This window comes from Paenibacillus marchantiae, assembly GCF_028771845.1.
In the GTDB taxonomy this organism is placed as follows: domain Bacteria; phylum Bacillota; class Bacilli; order Paenibacillales; family Paenibacillaceae; genus Paenibacillus; species Paenibacillus marchantiae.
The window spans coordinates 6,561,095-6,579,840 of sequence record NZ_CP118270.1 but is presented as its reverse complement, the minus strand read 5'-3'; the positions used below and the strand labels follow the sequence as shown (position 1 = coordinate 6,579,840).

Below are 18,746 nucleotides of genomic sequence, written 5' to 3'. Positions count from 1 at the left end.
AGCGAAAAAACCTAAGCGAGAGGTTGGGACTGTAACAGGGAAAGGCGTTCCAGATGTCGCTGATAGAACCATATGCATATGGCAAGCCAGCATCCACTCAGAAAGTACCCACCCACTACATCGCTGGGATAGTGTACCCCCAGATAAATTCGGCTCATTCCAATCGTCAGGATAAAGATTGCGCTCACGATAATCATGAATACACGTCCAGTCGCTGTCGGTACATGCTTCCAGATCAGGAATGCCAAGCCGCCATACAAGCTGAACGCTGCCATCGAATGGCCACTTGGGAAGCTGTAACCACTCACCTCAATAATCCGGTTAATCGTAGGTCTGGCGCGCTGGAATACCAGCTTAATCAATGCATTTAGCAAAGTCGAGCCCGCAATAACACAGGCCAGGAAGAGCAGTTCGCGTTTGTGCCTGAGGTAGATATACAGCACAAGCATGGCGAGAATGGTAATGACAACCACAGGCACTTCGCTGCCAATCCAGGTAAAGAGCTGCATGAACCGTGTCATTCCGGGTGATTCCATGCCCTGAATCCAGCCAATCAAGGTATCATCAAAGGTGTGAATCTGATTGTCGCTGATGGACAGGGCGATACTTACAAATGCAATGAGGCATCCCGCTGCAACGAGCAGCGGGATGGAGATATTCTTTTTCCAATTCTGATTCAAGTGACGGTTTCCTCCAAGGTGTCTGAATTCTAATGATGCTCAATACAATATTCGTATTATGCTATAATCTTACAATAAATATCGCTTCAAACAAAATGTGAACGATTACAAGATGGGTGTTGCAATCTGAGCCGGGGGTGAAAGGATGAAGCGCTTAGTATGGTTTGCATTGATTTTGTTGTTGGTTGGATGGGGTTACACAGTATTCCCTGGGGAAAAAGCTTATGCTTGCAGCTGTGTAGAATCGAATGCTCAAGAGAAACTGAAGACGTCCACATCGGTTTTTACAGGTAAAGTGGTGAAAAGGGGTGGGACGCAAATATTCAGCCCTGACCGATTGAGAGCATATACCTTTGAAGTGGATACCGCATGGAAGGGTGTTTCTTCTAAACGAATGACTGTCATGGGTAATGATGCCGGTTCGGAATCTTGTGGGATTCAATTGGAGAAGAACCAATCCTATCTGATCTTTGCTTATAAGAATAAAATGGACGATAAGTTGCATACGAATCTTTGCAGTGGCAATGTTTCCATTGATCAAGCTGGAGACGCGTTAAAGCTGCTGGGAGCAGGAAAAGTAGTGAGTCAGGATGATTTTGAAAAAACCGATCAAGGACGAAGTTGGTCATTTTATCTCATCATATATGGTGGGGTTATTCTATTGCTTGTATTGGTAAGTGGCTGGATCCGGAGAAGGAAGAAGCGCGCGTGATGTTAGGATCTGAATTAAGGGAGAATGGCAGTACGGCAACGGAAGAGAAAAGAAAATCCCCGTGTGGAACGTTGAGATAAACGCGTTCCATGCGGGGATTTTATACATTTTGTCGGATAATCGTACCGATTCAATTAGTTTAACTGCAGCATATATTCATAAGCCGTGATACCGAATACTCGTTTAAAGTGTCTGTTCAGATGAGTCAGGTCGACAAAACCACATTCGGCTACAGCGGAGTAAACATCCTTATGCGTTTCAATGGACTGTCTGGCACGCTCCACCTTACAATTCAGAAAAAACTGATAAGGCGATATGCCGGCATGGGACTTGAACTCGCGGATAAATTGAAACTTGGACATGTTGAATTCCGCACTCAGGTCGTCCAGCTTCAGAACATCTTCAATACTGCAAAACATCATTTCTTTCGCTTTTCGAACCAGATTGTCCTGAGGCCGCCATAACTTGGTGTCCATTTCCGACTGGGAGAGTAATTGCAACAGGCCCAAGAGCAGTTCACTGCATCTCGCTTCATCCTGTCCGTTTTGAACAGCATCATTCAGCATCAGGATGCTTCGTGCAAGCACAGGGTCATAGACGATGGGGCTATTAAAACGCAATTCCTTTTTCCCTAGAACCTCTTCGACCAAATCCGGCTTCAGATAAAGCATGACATAGTCTATGCCGGCTTTGTCATAGGAACTTCCATCGTGGGACTGTTCCCGGTTGAATAACATCACGCCGTTTTTGTGGGAGGCCTGATAATGTCCGTCCAGATGGTATTGCTGAATACCGCGAAGCGTTACTCCTACTGCATATTCCTCGTGGCAATGCTTTTTATAGGTGAAATCCGTAAAGCTGGCGGATAAAGCCAGTACGTCCTGTGATTTCTTATAGTTAAACAATTCCATGCTGCACACACCTCCCGCGCGTTAGATGATTCCTGATACCATGATGGCTGAGTATAACAAAAAAAGGGCCATTAGAATACTCACTGCTTTTTGATGACGATTGAGTAAGGTTCTGAAGATGGAGCCAAACACGGCCCAACTGGAATAGGCCAAGAAGCCGATGATGGTAATAATGATCACGAACAGAAACGTTGACATGGTGCTATCGTAGTACGGCAGAACATAACTGGGAATGACAGTGAACGTGAACAGAACCACTTTTGGATTCACAAACTGCATGATTAAACCGTTTAGAAACCCCGTAACTTGCTTCGATGCCGTCTCGGTGGAACCCATTTTATAGACTTGATAAGCCAGATATATCATATAGACACTACCCACGATCTGCATCACATGGAGAATGCCAGGCAATATCTCAGCGAGAAGATGATTAAGAAGAGCAGAAGCAGCTAGTAATAAGCCAAATGCAACGGTGGCACCCCACACATACTCCATCGTTTTCCGGGGACCAACCTGCCCGACGGAAGTGAGAATCACAATATTGCTGGGGCCAGGTGTAAAGGTAACGACAATACAATAGATGAAAAAAGATGTAAGATTCATAGGGCCTCCCCAAGTTGTAGTTACATGATCATACTCCGGGGAGGCTTTGGCTTATAGTACATTATTGCAGCAGAATGCACATGAGTGGAAAAAAATCATAACTTTCCAGCTAATAGAAACGTCATAGAAGTAACTACTCTGATATCGAGGTGATTAAATGAAAGCTGTAAGTAAGTCGCTGTTCCTATGTATGATACCTCTTTTATTGTCTGCCTGCTTAAAAAATGGGGAAGGTATCCAACCAATCAATAATTTGGATCTAAGTCCTCCAGTTGAAATTTCATTTGAAGAGGCGGAAGCTAGGACCCCTTTTGAAATCAAACAACCGTCAGTTCCTTTCCAAGTTACTCAAAAATCAGCAAGGATTTTAGATACCAATGGTACATTTGAAGCAGTAGAAATCACGTATGCAAATACGGATGAAGGATTGAACCTGATCACTATGATTACAAACTCAAAGGTGGATACACCTCCGAATGGGAAGAAAGGTCAAAAATTATCTAATGGTTCGCAAACGTGGGACCAAGGAGACGGACATATAAGTGCCATCTATTGGAGAAACGAGGGTTTAACGTACTCTCTTATTTCAGGAAAAAATAACAATCTTGAACCGTTATACGATTATCAAACATTAGTTGAAATAGCAAATACATTAAAATGAAGCATAAGGCAGTTCTCCTTTAGATTGAAAATAACACCAAAAGACTCAACTTCACTGTATGTACAAAGGAAGTTGAGTCTTTTGGTTACTGTATTAAAGCACCTGTTCAATGAATAAAGACTGAAAGGCTAATTTACATTAAGGCATCCAGAAAACGAGTTGCGATGCCGAAATAGATAAACAACGACAATATATCATTCAACGTTGTGATTAATGGACCGGAGGCGACCGCAGGGTCTACTTTGAAACGACTGAGCAGAAGAGGAATACAAGTACCGGTCAATGTTCCGATAACCAGGGTGAAGAATAGTGATACTCCAATAATCGCTCCGAGCAGCCAGTCACCTTGCCAGAAATAGGCGATGACCGTGATCAGCAAACCGCATACAAGTCCAATCATTGTGCCTACTTTAATCTCTCGGCCAATAAGCGCGAGCACTGTAGCCTTGTCCAGCTTGCGTCCAATCAAGCCACGTACAACCACTGCAAGGGATTGTGTACCCGTATTCCCCGTCATACCGGCTATCATGGGCATGAAGAACGCCAGTGCCACAACCTGATTCAGTGTGTCTTCGAAAAAATCCACGATGCTGCCTGAGATCAATCCGATAAATAACAATAAAATCAGCCAAGGAAGGCGACGTCTGACAGCAACCAATGGTTTGGTATCAAAATCGATATCTTTACTGCCGCCACCCATCTTGGCGATGTCTTCACTGGCTTCGTCCATAATAATATCAATGACATCGTCCATTTGGATAACACCGCATAATCTGCGGTTTTCATCCACGACAGGTAAAGCCATAAACTCATAACGCTGCAGTAGCTGTGCAGCTTCTTCCTGGTCCATATCGACTGTTGCATGGATGACACGCCGAGTCATCAGCTCTTCCACTTTGGTGTTGTCATCTGCCTGAGCAAGGGATTGATAACTCACGACTCCGACCAGTTTGCCTTCATCATCGGTGACATACAGATAACTGGTCGCAGGAATGTGCAGCGTAGCCTGCGATTCTCTCAGTGCTTCCTTTGCGGTTTCATGCGATAACAGGGTACGGTAACGATCGGTCATGATTCGTCCAGCCGTTTCCGGTGGATAGTTCAGCACGGAGCGGATAATGGCTGAATGGTCGAGATTCATATTGGACAACAGTTCTTCTCTGCGTTGGAGGGGTAGATCATGCATGAAGCGAATCAGATCACTTTTGTCCATTTGCTGCATGACTTCAAGAGTGCGCTCCGGGCCTAACTGTTCGAATAGATGCACCTGTTCGTGAAGCGTGAGCGCTTCTGCCATGTCGGCGAGAACGTCCGGTTTGAATAAGAGCAAGAAGCGTTTCGTCTCTTGTTCAGGGAACTTTTTATATACCAGAGAAAGGTCGTAGGGATGAAGTTCTTTGGCCCATTTGTAAAATTCGGTCAGGTTTTGGGTTTGCACGAATTGCACAAGGAGCTCCGTAATCTCTTCAACCGAAAAATCTTTTTTGGGATGGGATCGATTCATATGTAGTCTCCTTTCTATATGGGTTCAACAAATGAATATTTACACTGGCACTCCGATGACAGAACAACCTTCCGATCGCTGTTATCCCCAGATTTTTTTGATTCCTTTCTGAAAAAGGGGAAATCCGGGGATAAAGGCGAACGCTTCGCTTCTTCAGGCTATTTCTGTCCTCTCCGTTATTGTGTAAATGTTTGGTTGAACATATTTCAACTCCGTATTCTTAAACGAAATGGAATGGAAGTTAAACAGCGACCACGGGAAATGCATATTGTAATCTTGCTAAAACATTCGATATGGGCTTACAAATGGATGCTGCCGGGATATACTTGTTGTAGAAAACCCGATGAGGAGGAGACATGTGGAATCGGTTGTAAGAACACAATTGTTATCTCTGGTTGAACCGGAATATCAGAAATTCTCGGCTGCGCTCATTCCGAATATCACGAATCTGTTAGGTGTGAGACTGCCTGAAATACGCAAGATGGCGAAACAAATCGTCAAAGAGGACTGGCGTGCCTACCTGAAAACCGCTGATGATGATTATTTTGAAGAAGTGATGCTGCAAGCGATGGTCATCGGTCATGCCCAAGCAGATATGGAGGAACTCCTGCAGCATATTGCCTGGTTTGTTCCCAAAATAGATAACTGGTCTGTATGCGACAGCTTCTGCGGTGGTTTGAAATATACAAAGGCACATCTGGATCAAGTGTGGCAGTTCTTGCAGGCCTATCTGGTATCCAACCAGGAATACGACATTCGCTTCGGGGTTGTAATGCTGTTGAACTTTTATATGGAAGAAAAATATATCAGCAGAGTGCTTGCTTCATTAGATACCATTCATCACGAAGGGTACTATGTGAAAATGGCAGTGGCCTGGGCGATTTCCATCGCTTATGTGAAACAGCCTGAAGCCACGCTACGTTATTTGCAGGACAATACCTTGGACGACTTTACGTATAATAAGGCTCTTCAGAAAATAACGGAGTCCTATCGTGTTGATCCGGAGACGAAGCAGATCATCCGCAGCATGAGACGGAAAGCGATAAAACGGATTCGTGTGTAGTATGTGTGCATAACGAGAAAAGAAACCAGATATAAAACCTACGAGGGGAAAGGACGATTGACGTATGAGAAAAAGCATCAAGTGGACCAAAATGGAATTAGACGGTCGTCCGTGGGTATTGCTTGCCACCGAAAAAGGGTTATGCCGTGTCATCATGCCCAATGAAACGCTGGAAGATTGGAGTAGTTGGATTGGCCGAATTGCTCCTGGAGTGGAGCTCGAAGAGAATCAAGCAGCGTTGAAGCATACGGGCATGATGGATTGGCTGCAATCCTATTTTGCCGGAGACAAGGTGGCTTTCACAGACGAAATTCCACTTGATTTGATCGGAACGACATTCCAACAGCAGGTATGGACGGAGTTGGGGAATGTTCCTTATGGTGAGACAAGAACCTATGGCGACATTGCTTCTGCGGTGGGAAGACCTTCAGCGGTGCGAGCTGTTGGGGCAGCCAATGGAGCCAACCCCATTCCGGTGCTGCTGCCGTGTCATCGCATTATCGGTGCCAACCGCAAGCTGACCGGTTTTCGCGGAGGACTGGAGATGAAGCGAAGACTGCTGGATATTGAACAGATTGAAGGCGTGACGGATGGCGGCCATGCGCGGTTTAATTTCTGATCATCATATTTTCATATAAAAAAGAAGCAGTGAACTATTAGCTAAGTACTTTGCTTGGTTCTAAATATGTACAGGCACTCCCTAGTGCCTGTTTTTTTGCATTCTCTACTGTTAGGAGTGAGGAGAATGGAAGAGGAATGCAAATACCACAAAAGTTTTTCTTTTCCTTCTGGGTTCACGCCGCTATTTTTGCATATACCACATTTTGGGTTATGATGGACGTGTATTACTAGGAAGGCGGAGTCACAGTTCGTTTATGAAATGGATGATCAGGTTATCAGGACTGCACTTGCATACCACCAAGGAAAGGGAAATCGAAGCGAAGAAATGAACAATAATAAAAATACGATTTATTTAAAAATGAGTAGTGTTTTAATCGTTGCTACCATAGGTTGTCTACTTGTTGCTGTCTACTTACGTACCAAATCAAACACGAACATGTATCAATTTTTAACGTGGGACATTTTTTTAGCATGGGTTCCATTCATCATTTCATCAACGATTAGTTATGTAAGCAATAGGAAACTTACAAGAACGAGCATCGCACTAGTCGGGGTAATGTGTGCAGGCTGGTTGTTCTTTCTACCGAATTCGGCATATCTTTTCACAGAAATTTTGCATGCATTCAGATACTTTGATCCTCAGGGGGAAACTAAATTCTGGGTTAATATTGATTTCTGGTATAGCCTCAGCCTAACATTTGTCTTAGCCATACTGGGTTTACTTCTATCCATTTGCTCGATACATCAAATTCACAAATTGTTAAATAAACGATTAAACCCATTTAGCGGTATGGTAGTTGTAGGCGTTGTTTTACTTCTGAGCAGTCTAGGGGTATACATCGGAAGATTTAATCGGTGGAATAGTTGGGATGTCTTGAAGCAACCCGGTCTAATTTTGAAGGATATCATGACTGATTTAAATGCAGGCAACAGCATTCTGGTTGAATTTGTGGCTATGGTATTTGTGATTCAAGTTTTGGGATATATTACACTTCGTATACTAATGGGGAAGTCCAATAATATCTAGACGATAATCGTATGGAACACCAACGTTTTAACTATTTTTGCTGAATGAGGTCCTATGGTACCATTGACCACAGAAGATGAATCGGTACTCGATGCTAGATAGACCGAGTGGAAAGAGGGAGTGACCATGTTGAAGCAGGAATACTGGTTAACCAACGTATCATTGGAGCAAAGTTATGTGATGGAAGACGGGCAGGTAACTGGCACCCGGACGAGCCTTGGTCATCTGCGGATTGAAGATGGAGTCATTGCAGCCATCATGGACGGGGATACGGAATTAACAAGCGAGTTGCCAAAGGTTGATGGTAAAGGATTGCTGCTACTGCCTTCGTTCGAGGAAGCCCATATTCATTTGGATAAAACGTATTATGATGCACCATGGAAAGCGGTTCGACGCATCTCCAGCATTTTCGAACGTATCGAAGAAGAGAAAGTGTTGCTGCCCAAGCTATTACCCGATGCAAAGCGTCAGGCGGAGAGCATTCTGAGCCTGATTCAGGGATATGGTTCCACCCATGTGCGCAGTCATTGCAATATTGAACCGGTCAGTGGGTTGAAACGGCTGGAAGCTACAAAGCAGGCATTGGAGTCATTTTCGGGCAAAATATCCTCTGAAATCGTCGCTTTCCCGCAGCATGGACTTCTCCGCTCTAATTCGGTTGAACTCATGCGTCAAGCCATGGCGGAAGGGGCTACTCATGTAGGTGGACTTGATCCTCACACCGTGGACGAGCATATTGAGAAATCGCTTAACGCAATGGTCGAACTGGCTGTTCAATATCAGGCAGGCATCGATATTCATTTGCATGATTCTGGAGAACCGGGTAAACAAACGTTGCTGCAATTGGCTGATCTGACCGAAGAAGCAGGACTTCAGGGTAAAGTTACCGTAAGCCATGCGTTCTGGTTCGCCCGTGCGGAGCAGCAAGAAGCGGAAGATATGGCCAAGCGATTGGCCTCCCTTGGTATGAGCGTTGCTTCGACCGTGCCTATCGGTAAAATGATGATGCCACTTCCGATGCTCCATCAACATGGGGTGAACGTGAAGCTGGCGACAGACAGTTTGACGGATCATTGGTCTCCATTTGGGAATGGAGATCAACTGGAGAAAGCCGGCCGTTTTGCCGAATTGTACGGGTATAACGATGAACGCTCCTTGGCTCAGTCTCTTGCATTTGTCACAAGTGGTATCACTCCACTGGATTCAGAGGGACAACAGGTATGGCCGAAGGTAGGGGATACAGCTAGTTTTGTACTGGTAGAAGCAAGTTGCTCGGCAGAGGCGGTTGCCAGAAGGTCTGCGCGACAAGCGGTATGGTTTGAAGGAAGACTGGTAAGTGGATCGGTAGAATAGAGCATACTGGAATGGATGGACCACGGGAAACCGTGGTTTTTTGTTCTGGACCTGTAAGGAAAGAACCGCTAATCAGCAGGTGGGAAAAGAGGAAGTTACTGTTCGCATATACCGCTTTTTGGGTTATTATGGACGTAGTTATCATTTAATTTACTATTTAAGTTGAGGAGTGGAACCTGATGATCAGAGAGGCCGAAGCAAGGGATGTCGAGGTTATTGAAAGGTTGTACAAAGAATTATTACCGAACAACCTGAATACGAAGGTACTGGCGGAGCGGATTGAAGAAGTAAGGGATAATCCCAACAGTTTCTTATTTGTTTACGAAGTCGATGATCAGGTTATTGGGACTGCGCATTTACATATTTGTCTGGATGCTTTAGTGGAAAATAGACCTTTTGGCGTGGTTGAGCGGGTTATCATTACGGAGCATGTGCAGAGCAAGGGATATGGATCTGAACTTATGAAGTATATAGAGGATGTATGCATACAGAAAAATTGTATAAAGGTGTTTCTCACCAGCGGTTCATCCAGGTACGAGGCACACGGCTTCTACACGAAGTTAGGGTACGATGGGGAATCCAGCAAGGCTTTTAAGAAATATTTATAAAACAGCTCCAGCTTGATTGTATATTCGTATCCATATTTTTTTATGAATTGATGGGAGGATATATAGATGAAAGACATGAACTACTATGAAACTTTTATTGCAGTAGCAGAAGATTGCCCTGTTAAAGTGGCAGAGATCCCCAAAGCCAAAAACGGCAGTAAAACCGTTCCAGTTATACAATATGAAATGATAGCAAACCACCCTTATCAATATACGCAAGAGGATGTCATGTTTGAAGTGTTCGCGCAGCGCAATGATATACCCGACGAACAAAGATCCATAGAGAGAACCAAGTTTTTCTCTAAGGGACAACCCTGTCTTCGTACTTCTTCGTTGGGTAAGCGTTACGGTTGGGGTATTCATCATAATTCACAAGGAAAAGTGGCGATCTACGCCGTTGAATCCGAAGTCTATAAAGAGTTCTTAAACGATAGTAGTTTAAAACATGTAAAGGCGATGCGTTCGAGCCGTCAATAGCTCTATCCGTTGGAGCACCAATGCTCAGCGTGAAATTTAAAAGAGAACTATAGGGAGGCAGTATGATAGTAGACCTCACTCCAGTAACGTTGGCAGAGAAAAATATGTTATCGAATCTGTATCAACTGTACCATTATGATTTCAGCGAATTTACAAGCGAGGATATCAATCAAGAAGGTAAATACGATGTGAATATTGACTTCATTTGGGAAGGTGATAACAGGTGGAGGCCATATTTCATTACGATTTCTGGCACTATAGCCGGCTTTGTGATTGTACTACTTGAAAATTTAGATACCGATCCAGATCCTACACATGTAATCTATGACTTTATGATCCTGAAGAAGTTTAGAAGAAGTGGGGTTGGATATGCTGCTGCGATGCAGATATTTGAGTTATACAAAGCCAATTGGGCACTTGCTCAGATGGAGAGTAACACACCTGCAATAGCGTTCTGGCGAAAGGTGTTAAAAGATTATACAAATGATCATTATACGGAAACATTCAGAGACGATGCCAGAAAGTATATTCAGACATTTAGTACGAAGGAATAAAAACAAACATAGGTTAAGGAGAAAAAATGAAAATTCGTTCTGTCTCATTAGCTATTTTGAGGAAAGAAGATCGCATTTTGGTTCAGGAAATTAACTTCCCGGATATTTCAACTACTTTCTACAGACCTATTGGTGGAACGATAGAGTTCGGTGAGAACAGTAAGAAAACTCTGATCAGGGAGCTCAAGGAAGAGTTGGATCAAGAGATCGAAGAGCCCCGATTAATTTCCGTTATTGAAAATATTTTTGGGATAGAAGATGAATTAGGTCATGAAATTGATTTTATCTATGAAGCATCATTTATAGATAAATCTCAATACAACCAGGAAGAATTTGTTGGAATAGAAGGCTCTATCCCCTATAAAGCATGTTGGAAACCAATCACTTATTTTTCAACAACAATGGATGATGTAAAGCTAGTTCCTGATGGACCGTTCATTCAAAGGAATACGTTTGAAGAGAAGAACGGGATTATTCGTTACTACATAAAGAAAGATTAGCGTTGTACGCGTATGACAATATCCTGGTCATGATTGCCGAACCCGGAACCATAAAGTGTTAATCCCCCGACGTTAGCCCCCTCCTCGTCAACTGTGAAACGAAGCGTCCAGAATGGCTGCTCCAGTTTGATATCCTCGATCGTCACGTCCGACATCCGCTCTCCATCCATATACGTACCCGAGTCATCAACACGAATCGTCTTTAATAATCCATATTGATTCACATTGCGATGCCACCATGTTGGTGTATATTTGCCTCGGGCAGCTCTTCCGAAGTCAGCGGGGCTTGTCCACGTTCCAAGCGAAATGCCGTTAAACGTAAATCGGATATCCGATGGCCAATGATCTCTTAAACCCGGGGCTTCAGAAGCCAGTTCCACTGAAATTTCAATGGCGTTAGCAGTCTGATCGGGAAGTATATAGTTAGGCGTTTTGTATTCGACATAACCTCTTCCAAACCAAAGGATGGCAGCGTGAACCCGCTCAGGATCAAGAAAGTAGCGTGGGTCGTCCCAAACACCAATTTCTTTCTCGTGTGTTCCAAGTCCACAGGTAGGATGGATTTCAAATGCAGTATAGTGCCCCACTGAAATTGTCTGCTCTCTAATTCTTGCTGTCCGGCTGGGGGATGGTAGTTCGATCTCAATGTTATTTTGTTTGAGGAAACACAATTTGTGCGTGCCTCCATTCAGGCGTATCCTACGGCTATCAATCAGTCCGGCTTGCTCAAGCTTTCGTATGTGCATCGTGACGATGGAGGGGCTAAGTTCTAACGCAGCCGCAATATCCTTGACATTCATTTCGCTATCTGCAATCAAATCCATGATCCTCCATCTAACCTCGCTTGCCAGCGCTTCGTATAATGGTATGAATTTTGGATCTCCGTTCGCTTTGATCATCTTTAACAATCTCCTAACCAGATCTATTGAAATCATATATATATTAATTTAATGAATTTAACTGGACTCTTCAACTCTAATGCATTGAAAGTATGTTTGCGATAGTGTTTAATTTTTTTATCTACTTATAAAGTTGGATTCTTAAATATATGAATTATAGAAAAAGAGGTGGCTCAAATGAAATACAATAATCCGGTTATTAAAGGATTCTATCCTGATCCGAGCATCTGCAAGGTGGATGACACTTATTATCTGGTGTGCAGTTCTTTTCAGTATTTTCCGGGTGTCCCGCTTTTTGAAAGCAAAGATTTATTGAATTGGACCCAAATCGGTCATTGTTTAACTCGAAAAAGCCAGATTCGTCTGGAGACGGTGGGCAGCTCTGGAGGTGTCTTCGCCCCTACAATTCGATACAACAATGGGCGATTCTATATGACCACGACGAACGACACGACGCGTCAGAATTTCTACATATGGACTGACGATATATACGGGGAGTGGTCAGAACCGATTATTGTGGATCAAGGGGGAATCGATCCGGATTTGTATTTTGAAGATGGTAAGGCCTTCTTTATGAGCAACGGGACCGATGATGAAGGGATTGGGGGAATCATTCAGTGTGAAATTGACATTGAAACAGGTCGCAAAAAGACTCCAAGCCGTTCAATATGGCAAGGATCAGGCGGACGTTATCTGGAAAGCCCACATTTGTATAAAATCAATGGATACTATTACCTCATGGCATCTGAAGGCGGAACCGAATACGGTCATATGGTCACGTATGCGCGGGGAGATTCTCCTTCGGGTCCTTTCGAGCCCTATGCCAAGAATCCTGTTCTGACCAACCGTAATCTGGGCGGTTACGAATTGCAGGGGGTTGGTCATGGCGACTTGATTCAGGACAAGGAAGGCAACTGGTGGATTTTCCATTTGGGATTCCGTCAGAGTGGACAATGGCTTACCTATCATCATCTGGGCCGAGAAGTATTCCTTACGCCAGTTAACTTTGATGAGGAAGGCTGGTTTACGGCAGGGCATGAAGGTACGACGCTTATGAGTTTTGACACTGATCGTATTTCCGACATAGTCATTCAACAAGAGAAGAAAAGCTATACGTTTGAGAACACGGATTGGAATCTGGACTGGTGTTATCTTCGTCATCCCAATACAGAAAATTATTTGTTAGAGCAAAGCAACTTAAAGTTAAAAGGAACCGAAGTGACACTGGATGTTCCAGCATCCCCGACATTCATTGGCCTACGCCAAAAAGACTTTGATGCGACCATCTCTGTTGACGTTAGTCTTACGAATGGCGAGGCAGGCATCACCATCTATATGGATGAACAGCACCATTATGACTTGGCCATTCGCAAAGAGCAGAGCGGGTATAAGGTGATTGAGCGTCTGAATATTGGGGATATCAAATCAGTCGAAAATGAAGTTGAACTGGGAAGTGATCATCATGCCACATTGGTTATACAGGCAAGCCATGAACGCTACAGCTTCCTAATTCATGCAGATGGCAAGGACATCCTCTTAGGTACAGCACAGACGAAATACCTTTCTTCAGAAGTTGCCGGGGGATTTACAGGGGTGCTCATTGGTCTATACGCGAGCGGAGAAGGTTCTGTAGCTGAGTTTTCTAAATTTAAGTGTGATTATATCTGAAAAGGTAAGGGGAGGGACTTTTGTTCCTTCTCTTTTTTTGTCAATTCTCGTGATTTCTCAAACAAAAGTGTAGTAGCACTTGTTTATGTATTATATAGCCGTAGCAAAGAATGAGTTGTATGCTGAGAATCAAATATAGATTACAACATATTTGGATAACCACCGAGAAGTAAGTTGTAGTAGAGAGGGAGAAGGCAATGAGTGATAAGACTTCATATTCGTTAGTAGCAGCGAATCAAACTAGCTATGCCAAGTATTTTGCGACGTATAGAAAGAATATCTGGTTTAGACCGAGCTGGGCATCTCTTCAAGAAATGATGCTAGACGCAAGTGATTGTTATTGGATCTATCAAAACAATCAACGAGTGGGCGGGATTTCTTTGACAAGTAATGAACTTGGATCTTTCTTTATGATCCCTCCATCCACGTTGACTGTAGATATGGTTCATTTCTTAAAGGATTATGCCATTCAAAATTCAGGGGGGCAGTCAAAGGTAGATGCTTACAATGTTCTGGCTGAACATATTGATGTGTTGAAGTCGGCTGGTTTCGAAGTTTTAAACACAAGGAAATGTATGATTAGACCTACAGAGAAGATCGAAAATGACCTCCATACTGATTGTATTTGTATTAAACCCCAACTGGAACATTTGCCAAGCATTGTTCAAGTCATGAACGAATCATATCGTGGAGGAATGGATGAGGGAAATCTGGATACATATCGGGATGACGTGAGTTATTATTTTGAACATAACCGTCAGGATGAGCTGTTGAATGCATCATCGGTTTTAGTAGATAAAAAGACGAACGAGGTCGTTGGATTTTGTTTGATTTCGATGTGGGAGGATATGCCTCTTGTGTATGATATATCGGTTAAGCCGGGCTATAGTAATCAGGGTCTAGGAAGATATATGTTATACAAGGCGATTTCTCATTTGGAAGGTTTCTCTCCAACCATTCGTTTGTTCGTTACTATAGGAAATAAGGCTGACTGTTTATATACCAAATTAGGTTTCCTTTCAGGAGACGAAGCATCTCACATGGTTTATAGAGTCGTGTAGAGAAATGATGATAGAAACTATACTTAATGAAATTGAAGGGAGGACTACATGGAAGATCAATGGAGAATTGCAACGTATGATCCTGCTTGGAGGCACATGTTCCTCGATACCGGAATGAATTTAAGAGAGGCGTTGGGAGAGACGGCTGTGCGGATTGATCATGTCGGATCAACTTCCATCGTCGGAATGGATGCCAAGCCGATCATAGATATACAAATTTCCGTATCTGATTATGATGGTTTGCTTAACTACAAACAAGAAATCGAAGCGGCCGGCTTCGTATTTAGAGAAGAAAATCCCGATAATACCAAGCGATATTTTCGTGAAGTGCCCGGAAGCAGGAGAACACATGTACATGTAAGACAAGCAGGGAGTTTCTCTGAGCAGATGAACTTGCTTTTTAGAGATTATTTGAGGCAACATCCAGAGGATCGATTGAAATATGTAGAAGAGAAGCACCGGCTTATGGCATTATACAAGGACCAGCGTCCAAAATACGTGGAAGGCAAAGGACCGATGGTGTGGAGCATTTTAGAGAAAGCTCATCTATGGTCCCAAGAAATCGGGTGGCAACCGGGAGAATCTGACGCATAGGAAACATTCATTGTATATGGATAACCTTATGGGAGTGGTGAGATGAACATTGGAAGAAAGCTTCTGACGACCGTTCTAACCATCATTAGTTTTACTTTAATTGCAAGTATCATATCCATGAATGAATCTTACAGCTTTGATTTCTATATTCTTGTTTATCTTGTATATGCGACTCCCCTGATCACATTGATCGGGCTACCGTTATCTTTATTGCTGGACTATCTGTTGAGCAGAATTCAGTTCGTTAATCATGCCTTGTATCTAAGTCTGAGAATACTGGGTTACGCATGTGCTGGAGTCTTAGGTATGTATATCTATTATTTACTCATGGGTGCTGGAGAAGAAATTTTAAATTTTAAAGAGTCGTTAGTTTTGAGCTTATTTGGCGTCCTAGCTGCTATACTATTTGTGTTGATCGATCTGGGTTTGGAAGGTTTGTTAACGGTGCGAAAACGGAAGAAGGAGTCATAACAAGTGCTAATTTAATATTATTTTTCAGGAGGAATATAAGATGCCAACCCACTGTGCACTTCTTGTAATCGATGTTCAGGTAGCCATGTTCGATGAATCAGATCCCGTATATCAGGGGGACGTATTGCTTCAGAAAATTCAACACGTCATTTTCAAGGCTCGGGAAAAAGGTCACTCCGTTATCTACATTCAGCACAGTGAAGGAGCAGGCAGTCCCCTTGAGCGTGGAACGGCAGGTTGGGCGATTCATCCGTCCATTGCGCCGATCACTGGTGACCTTATTATTGAAAAGCTTACACCGGATTCGTTTCACGAAACAGATCTGAACATGAAATTACAAGAAAACGAAGTGAAGGATCTTATTCTGACTGGCATGCAGACGGAAATATGCGTGGATACGACTTGTCGCAGAGCAAGTAGCCTTGGCTATGCACTAACCTTGGTTCGTGATGCTCACAGCACATGGAATTCCAACATTCTTCAAGCTGAGCAAATTATAGAACATCACAATTCGGTTCTGAGTATGTTTGCGAATGTGGTGGATACCGAAAATGTAATGAATGGATGAGATGAATTGACGTTTAATAAAAGAATATTTAATCTTTCGGCTTGGCTTGCTGTATTAGGTTTGATCTTTATTCCAGGAACAGCCTACACGGAGGGTACTTTACGAACAGAGTATGGTTTTCCATTCCGGTTCTTTACTGATTATCACTATAAGACACCTGATGATACGATCTGGTTTCTTTCCAGTGTAAATGTGAATGCCCTTCTTTATCTGTTTAATGTCCTGTTTATATACGCTGGAATTCATGTTTTACTCTATGTAAAGAAGAGAATAACGACGCCAAAAGAGTAGGAGCTGCGACGATCGCGGCTCTTTTATTTTTACCATATCATGGGTTATGATAGAAGGCACGAATAGATTGGGGCCACAGAATCAACGTGGCGCTCAAAAATTGGCCTGCATTACGATTTTGGACCAAATCGGGATTTGATCAAATTAGCGGGATTTGCGGAGACCCTGAACATTCGGACAAAACTTTTGCAAATATGGAACTGATCAAAATACTTAAAAAGCATGATATATAAATTGAACTAAACATTTACACGAGAACGTAGAGGGCAGAAATAACCTGAAGAAGCGGAGCGTTCGCCTAAAAGCTTTCTGAAAGAAAGCTACATCGGAAGCATAGGCTATCCCCGGATTTTCCCCTTTGAAAAAGGGATTCCAAAAAATCTGGGGATAACAGCGATCGGAAGGTTGTTCTGTCATTGGAGTGGCAAGTGTAAATATTTTTTAGTTCAATTATATAGAAAAGGAGAATAGCTAAATGGAATCTTTCTTTCGTTATAACTGGATCGTGCGTGAGCAATGGTTTCAGTGGTGTGAGGATGTACCGCTGGAAGAGCTGCTTCGACCTCGGACGGGGGGAGTAGGCAATATTTTGCAAACGTTTTTTCATATCATCGATGTAGAGTGGAGCTGGCTCCAAGTATTGCAGGGCAAACCGGATGGTATGGAGAATTTTGATAATTATAAAACACTGGAAGCCGTACGACAATTCGACCGCAAGCTGCGACCTGATGTGGAAGCATTTGTTCTATCCTGGGATCCCAGCATGGAAAAGAGACCTTACATTGATCCCGAATTGGATAGCTCCATCGCCAAGGAATCGTGGGGAGAAGTGATGCGTCACGTGATTGCTCATGAGATTCACCATATGGGGCAATTATCGGTATGGTCCAGAGAACTGGACAAGAAGCCTGTGTCTGCCAATTTCATTGGTAAAGGACTAATTCCACTCGACAACTAGAGTGAAGAGGAGACAGAAAGATTCAAATGCTAATTCACAGAGAAGGGTTGGGCAAAATGAAGTTAACGCTGGAAAGTATCCGTTGGATAGAGTTGAGCGAAGAAATTCGCATTCTGACTGAAAAACCATACAAGGTGCTTCCCCTGTCACCAGGGCTGGAAGCAGATGTTGTGAAGATAGAATGCGCCGATCACGCTTATGTGTTAAAGATATGGAACAAGGATTCCAAACCCAATATTCGCAACCAGTATGAACTATTATCTCAACTATACGAGAGTGGAATAAAAGTCTCCCAACCCTACGGTTGGGGCGTGGATGTGGATTCTAATCAAGTCCTGTTAACAAGTTATGACGGGGAGCCTATAGCCAAGTTAAGCAAAACCAAGCTGGAGCAATTGGCTCAAAAGTTAATTCAGGTCCACGGTTATGATGTAAAGGATGCAGGTAACGCGGCTGCAAATTACATACCACAATATGATTTCGTTGGATATTTTTTTCCCTCCATTGAACTGCATGAGGATATGCATCAGATTCTGACGACCCTTCTTCAACGGACTGAGTTGAGGCAAGATCATTTGATCCATGGTGATTATAACCTGGGAAATGTTCTGGAGGCAGGTGATCAATATGCGATCATCGATTGGACAAATGGTCAGCGTGGTGATCCCAGATACGATATGGCGTGGTCCATTTTTTTGATGACGATCTATACGGGGGAACGAAACGGTAAGATGTACAGTGCTCTATTCAAGAGTCTGACGGAATACACACCAGACGATGCGGAGATTTTTGAAGCGATGGCTTGTTTGCGCTGGATTCTATTAAAGCGAGTGTCTAATGTTCCTCTGGGGCCGGGTGTGATGCAACGGATTAAAAAGATTATTGGCAATAATTCATATTTAAATGATGAACTGCTGTAGTAGTGTCCTAAACTATCCTTCACTGCATACCTATGGTATAGA

The 18,746-nt window shown here is 43.2% G+C and carries 22 protein-coding genes; 17 read left to right on the top strand and 5 right to left on the bottom strand.

The window, feature by feature from the left end:
- Positions 1 to 11 precede the first annotated feature (11 nt).
- Entirely contained in the window at positions 12 to 680 is a 669-nt protein-coding gene (locus tag PTQ21_RS29590) for a phosphatase PAP2 family protein (RefSeq protein WP_274568197.1), read from the bottom strand.
- A 145-nt stretch (positions 681 to 825) separates the two neighbouring features.
- On the opposite strand from PTQ21_RS29590, the gene PTQ21_RS29585 reads away from it, so the two are divergent.
- Positions 826 to 1,392, top strand: a complete 567-nt coding sequence (locus PTQ21_RS29585) for a hypothetical protein (RefSeq protein ID WP_274568195.1) — start codon at positions 826 to 828, stop codon at positions 1,390 to 1,392.
- 134 nt (positions 1,393 to 1,526) lie between these two features.
- On the opposite strand, the gene PTQ21_RS29580 is transcribed toward PTQ21_RS29585, so the two are convergent.
- Complete coding sequence (locus tag PTQ21_RS29580; protein ID WP_063565263.1) at positions 1,527 to 2,303, bottom strand: AraC family transcriptional regulator; 777 nt, start codon at positions 2,301 to 2,303, stop codon at positions 1,527 to 1,529.
- A 21-nt stretch (positions 2,304 to 2,324) separates the two neighbouring features.
- Positions 2,325 to 2,906 (bottom strand): LysE family translocator, encoded by a 582-nt coding sequence (locus PTQ21_RS29575; RefSeq protein ID WP_063565264.1) that lies wholly within the window; start codon positions 2,904 to 2,906, stop codon positions 2,325 to 2,327.
- Between the two features lie 157 nt (positions 2,907 to 3,063).
- On the opposite strand from PTQ21_RS29575, the gene PTQ21_RS29570 reads away from it, so the two are divergent.
- Positions 3,064 to 3,567 carry a hypothetical protein gene (locus tag PTQ21_RS29570; RefSeq protein WP_274568193.1) on the top strand — a complete coding sequence of 168 codons (504 nt, stop codon included), beginning with the start codon at positions 3,064 to 3,066 and terminating at the stop codon, positions 3,565 to 3,567.
- A gap of 133 nt (positions 3,568 to 3,700) precedes the next feature.
- Here PTQ21_RS29570 and mgtE read toward each other — a convergent pair whose 3' ends face one another.
- Positions 3,701 to 5,071 carry a magnesium transporter gene (gene mgtE, locus PTQ21_RS29565; RefSeq protein ID WP_064635927.1) on the bottom strand — a complete coding sequence of 457 codons (1,371 nt, stop codon included), beginning with the start codon at positions 5,069 to 5,071 and terminating at the stop codon, positions 3,701 to 3,703.
- Between the two features lie 358 nt (positions 5,072 to 5,429).
- On the opposite strand from mgtE, the gene PTQ21_RS29560 reads away from it, so the two are divergent.
- The 8 genes from PTQ21_RS29560 to PTQ21_RS29525 all read left to right on the top strand — a co-directional run bounded on the left by PTQ21_RS29560 (position 5,430) and on the right by PTQ21_RS29525 (position 11,274).
- Entirely contained in the window at positions 5,430 to 6,134 is a 705-nt protein-coding gene (locus PTQ21_RS29560) for a DNA alkylation repair protein (RefSeq protein ID WP_274568190.1), read from the top strand.
- Positions 6,135 to 6,198: 64 nt separating this feature from the next.
- Positions 6,199 to 6,753: a methylated-DNA--[protein]-cysteine S-methyltransferase gene (locus tag PTQ21_RS29555; protein WP_063565268.1), complete on the top strand. Its 555-nt coding sequence runs from the start codon at positions 6,199 to 6,201 to the stop codon at positions 6,751 to 6,753.
- A 261-nt stretch (positions 6,754 to 7,014) separates the two neighbouring features.
- Positions 7,015 to 7,782, top strand: coding sequence for a DUF1361 domain-containing protein (locus tag PTQ21_RS29550; RefSeq protein ID WP_269054397.1), 768 nt, complete (start codon positions 7,015 to 7,017; stop codon positions 7,780 to 7,782).
- 126 nt (positions 7,783 to 7,908) lie between these two features.
- Positions 7,909 to 9,135, top strand: a complete 1,227-nt coding sequence (locus PTQ21_RS29545; protein WP_274568183.1) for an amidohydrolase family protein — start codon at positions 7,909 to 7,911, stop codon at positions 9,133 to 9,135.
- A 179-nt stretch (positions 9,136 to 9,314) separates the two neighbouring features.
- Positions 9,315 to 9,743: a GNAT family N-acetyltransferase gene (locus tag PTQ21_RS29540; protein ID WP_274568181.1), complete on the top strand. Its 429-nt coding sequence runs from the start codon at positions 9,315 to 9,317 to the stop codon at positions 9,741 to 9,743.
- Positions 9,744 to 9,809: 66 nt separating this feature from the next.
- Positions 9,810 to 10,220 (top strand): DUF6157 family protein, encoded by a 411-nt coding sequence (locus PTQ21_RS29535; RefSeq protein ID WP_063565271.1) that lies wholly within the window; start codon positions 9,810 to 9,812, stop codon positions 10,218 to 10,220.
- 62 nt (positions 10,221 to 10,282) lie between these two features.
- Positions 10,283 to 10,774 carry a GNAT family N-acetyltransferase gene (locus tag PTQ21_RS29530; protein WP_274568179.1) on the top strand — a complete coding sequence of 164 codons (492 nt, stop codon included), beginning with the start codon at positions 10,283 to 10,285 and terminating at the stop codon, positions 10,772 to 10,774.
- Positions 10,775 to 10,800: 26 nt separating this feature from the next.
- A complete protein-coding gene (locus PTQ21_RS29525; protein WP_090809572.1) occupies positions 10,801 to 11,274 on the top strand; it encodes an NUDIX hydrolase in 474 nt (157 codons plus the stop codon).
- On the opposite strand, the gene PTQ21_RS29520 is transcribed toward PTQ21_RS29525, so the two are convergent.
- Complete coding sequence (locus PTQ21_RS29520) at positions 11,271 to 12,173, bottom strand: ArsR/SmtB family transcription factor (RefSeq protein ID WP_274568177.1); 903 nt, start codon at positions 12,171 to 12,173, stop codon at positions 11,271 to 11,273. The genes PTQ21_RS29525 and PTQ21_RS29520 overlap by 4 nt on opposite strands.
- A gap of 177 nt (positions 12,174 to 12,350) precedes the next feature.
- On the opposite strand from PTQ21_RS29520, the gene PTQ21_RS29515 reads away from it, so the two are divergent.
- The 7 genes from PTQ21_RS29515 (at position 12,351) to PTQ21_RS29485 (ending at position 18,704) form a co-directional block, all read left to right on the top strand.
- A complete protein-coding gene (locus tag PTQ21_RS29515; protein ID WP_274568176.1) occupies positions 12,351 to 13,841 on the top strand; it encodes a glycoside hydrolase family 43 protein in 1,491 nt (496 codons plus the stop codon).
- 197 nt (positions 13,842 to 14,038) lie between these two features.
- Entirely contained in the window at positions 14,039 to 14,902 is an 864-nt protein-coding gene (locus tag PTQ21_RS29510) for a GNAT family N-acetyltransferase (protein WP_274568175.1), read from the top strand.
- Between the two features lie 48 nt (positions 14,903 to 14,950).
- Positions 14,951 to 15,496: a GrpB family protein gene (locus PTQ21_RS29505; protein WP_274568174.1), complete on the top strand. Its 546-nt coding sequence runs from the start codon at positions 14,951 to 14,953 to the stop codon at positions 15,494 to 15,496.
- Positions 15,497 to 15,538: 42 nt separating this feature from the next.
- A complete protein-coding gene (locus PTQ21_RS29500; protein ID WP_063565278.1) occupies positions 15,539 to 15,967 on the top strand; it encodes a hypothetical protein in 429 nt (142 codons plus the stop codon).
- 40 nt (positions 15,968 to 16,007) lie between these two features.
- Positions 16,008 to 16,535, top strand: a complete 528-nt coding sequence (locus PTQ21_RS29495; protein WP_274568173.1) for a cysteine hydrolase family protein — start codon at positions 16,008 to 16,010, stop codon at positions 16,533 to 16,535.
- Between the two features lie 766 nt (positions 16,536 to 17,301).
- Positions 17,302 to 17,784 (top strand): DinB family protein, encoded by a 483-nt coding sequence (locus tag PTQ21_RS29490; protein WP_274568172.1) that lies wholly within the window; start codon positions 17,302 to 17,304, stop codon positions 17,782 to 17,784.
- A gap of 26 nt (positions 17,785 to 17,810) precedes the next feature.
- Complete coding sequence (locus PTQ21_RS29485; RefSeq protein WP_274568170.1) at positions 17,811 to 18,704, top strand: phosphotransferase family protein; 894 nt, start codon at positions 17,811 to 17,813, stop codon at positions 18,702 to 18,704.
- Positions 18,705 to 18,746 lie beyond the last annotated feature (42 nt).

Excerpts from the sequence above, each read along its gene's own strand:
- PTQ21_RS29585 (WP_274568195.1), top strand. The coding sequence starts at position 826 with ATGAAGCGCTTAGTATGGTTTGCATTGATTTTGTTGTTGGTTGGATGG.
- PTQ21_RS29580 (WP_063565263.1), bottom strand. The coding sequence starts at position 2,303 with ATGGAATTGTTTAACTATAAGAAATCACAGGACGTACTGGCTTTATCC.
- PTQ21_RS29575 (WP_063565264.1), bottom strand. The coding sequence starts at position 2,906 with ATGAATCTTACATCTTTTTTCATCTATTGTATTGTCGTTACCTTTACA.
- PTQ21_RS29570 (WP_274568193.1), top strand. The coding sequence starts at position 3,064 with ATGAAAGCTGTAAGTAAGTCGCTGTTCCTATGTATGATACCTCTTTTA.
- mgtE (WP_064635927.1), bottom strand. The coding sequence starts at position 5,071 with ATGAATCGATCCCATCCCAAAAAAGATTTTTCGGTTGAAGAGATTACG.
- PTQ21_RS29555 (WP_063565268.1), top strand. The coding sequence starts at position 6,199 with ATGAGAAAAAGCATCAAGTGGACCAAAATGGAATTAGACGGTCGTCCG.
- PTQ21_RS29550 (WP_269054397.1), top strand. The coding sequence starts at position 7,015 with ATGGATGATCAGGTTATCAGGACTGCACTTGCATACCACCAAGGAAAG.
- PTQ21_RS29545 (WP_274568183.1), top strand. The coding sequence starts at position 7,909 with ATGTTGAAGCAGGAATACTGGTTAACCAACGTATCATTGGAGCAAAGT.
- PTQ21_RS29540 (WP_274568181.1), top strand. The coding sequence starts at position 9,315 with ATGATCAGAGAGGCCGAAGCAAGGGATGTCGAGGTTATTGAAAGGTTG.
- PTQ21_RS29535 (WP_063565271.1), top strand. The coding sequence starts at position 9,810 with ATGAAAGACATGAACTACTATGAAACTTTTATTGCAGTAGCAGAAGAT.
- PTQ21_RS29530 (WP_274568179.1), top strand. The coding sequence starts at position 10,283 with ATGATAGTAGACCTCACTCCAGTAACGTTGGCAGAGAAAAATATGTTA.
- PTQ21_RS29525 (WP_090809572.1), top strand. The coding sequence starts at position 10,801 with ATGAAAATTCGTTCTGTCTCATTAGCTATTTTGAGGAAAGAAGATCGC.
- PTQ21_RS29520 (WP_274568177.1), bottom strand. The coding sequence starts at position 12,173 with ATGATCAAAGCGAACGGAGATCCAAAATTCATACCATTATACGAAGCG.
- PTQ21_RS29515 (WP_274568176.1), top strand. The coding sequence starts at position 12,351 with ATGAAATACAATAATCCGGTTATTAAAGGATTCTATCCTGATCCGAGC.
- PTQ21_RS29510 (WP_274568175.1), top strand. The coding sequence starts at position 14,039 with ATGAGTGATAAGACTTCATATTCGTTAGTAGCAGCGAATCAAACTAGC.
- PTQ21_RS29505 (WP_274568174.1), top strand. The coding sequence starts at position 14,951 with ATGGAAGATCAATGGAGAATTGCAACGTATGATCCTGCTTGGAGGCAC.
- PTQ21_RS29500 (WP_063565278.1), top strand. The coding sequence starts at position 15,539 with ATGAACATTGGAAGAAAGCTTCTGACGACCGTTCTAACCATCATTAGT.
- PTQ21_RS29495 (WP_274568173.1), top strand. The coding sequence starts at position 16,008 with ATGCCAACCCACTGTGCACTTCTTGTAATCGATGTTCAGGTAGCCATG.
- PTQ21_RS29490 (WP_274568172.1), top strand. The coding sequence starts at position 17,302 with ATGGAATCTTTCTTTCGTTATAACTGGATCGTGCGTGAGCAATGGTTT.
- PTQ21_RS29485 (WP_274568170.1), top strand. The coding sequence starts at position 17,811 with ATGCTAATTCACAGAGAAGGGTTGGGCAAAATGAAGTTAACGCTGGAA.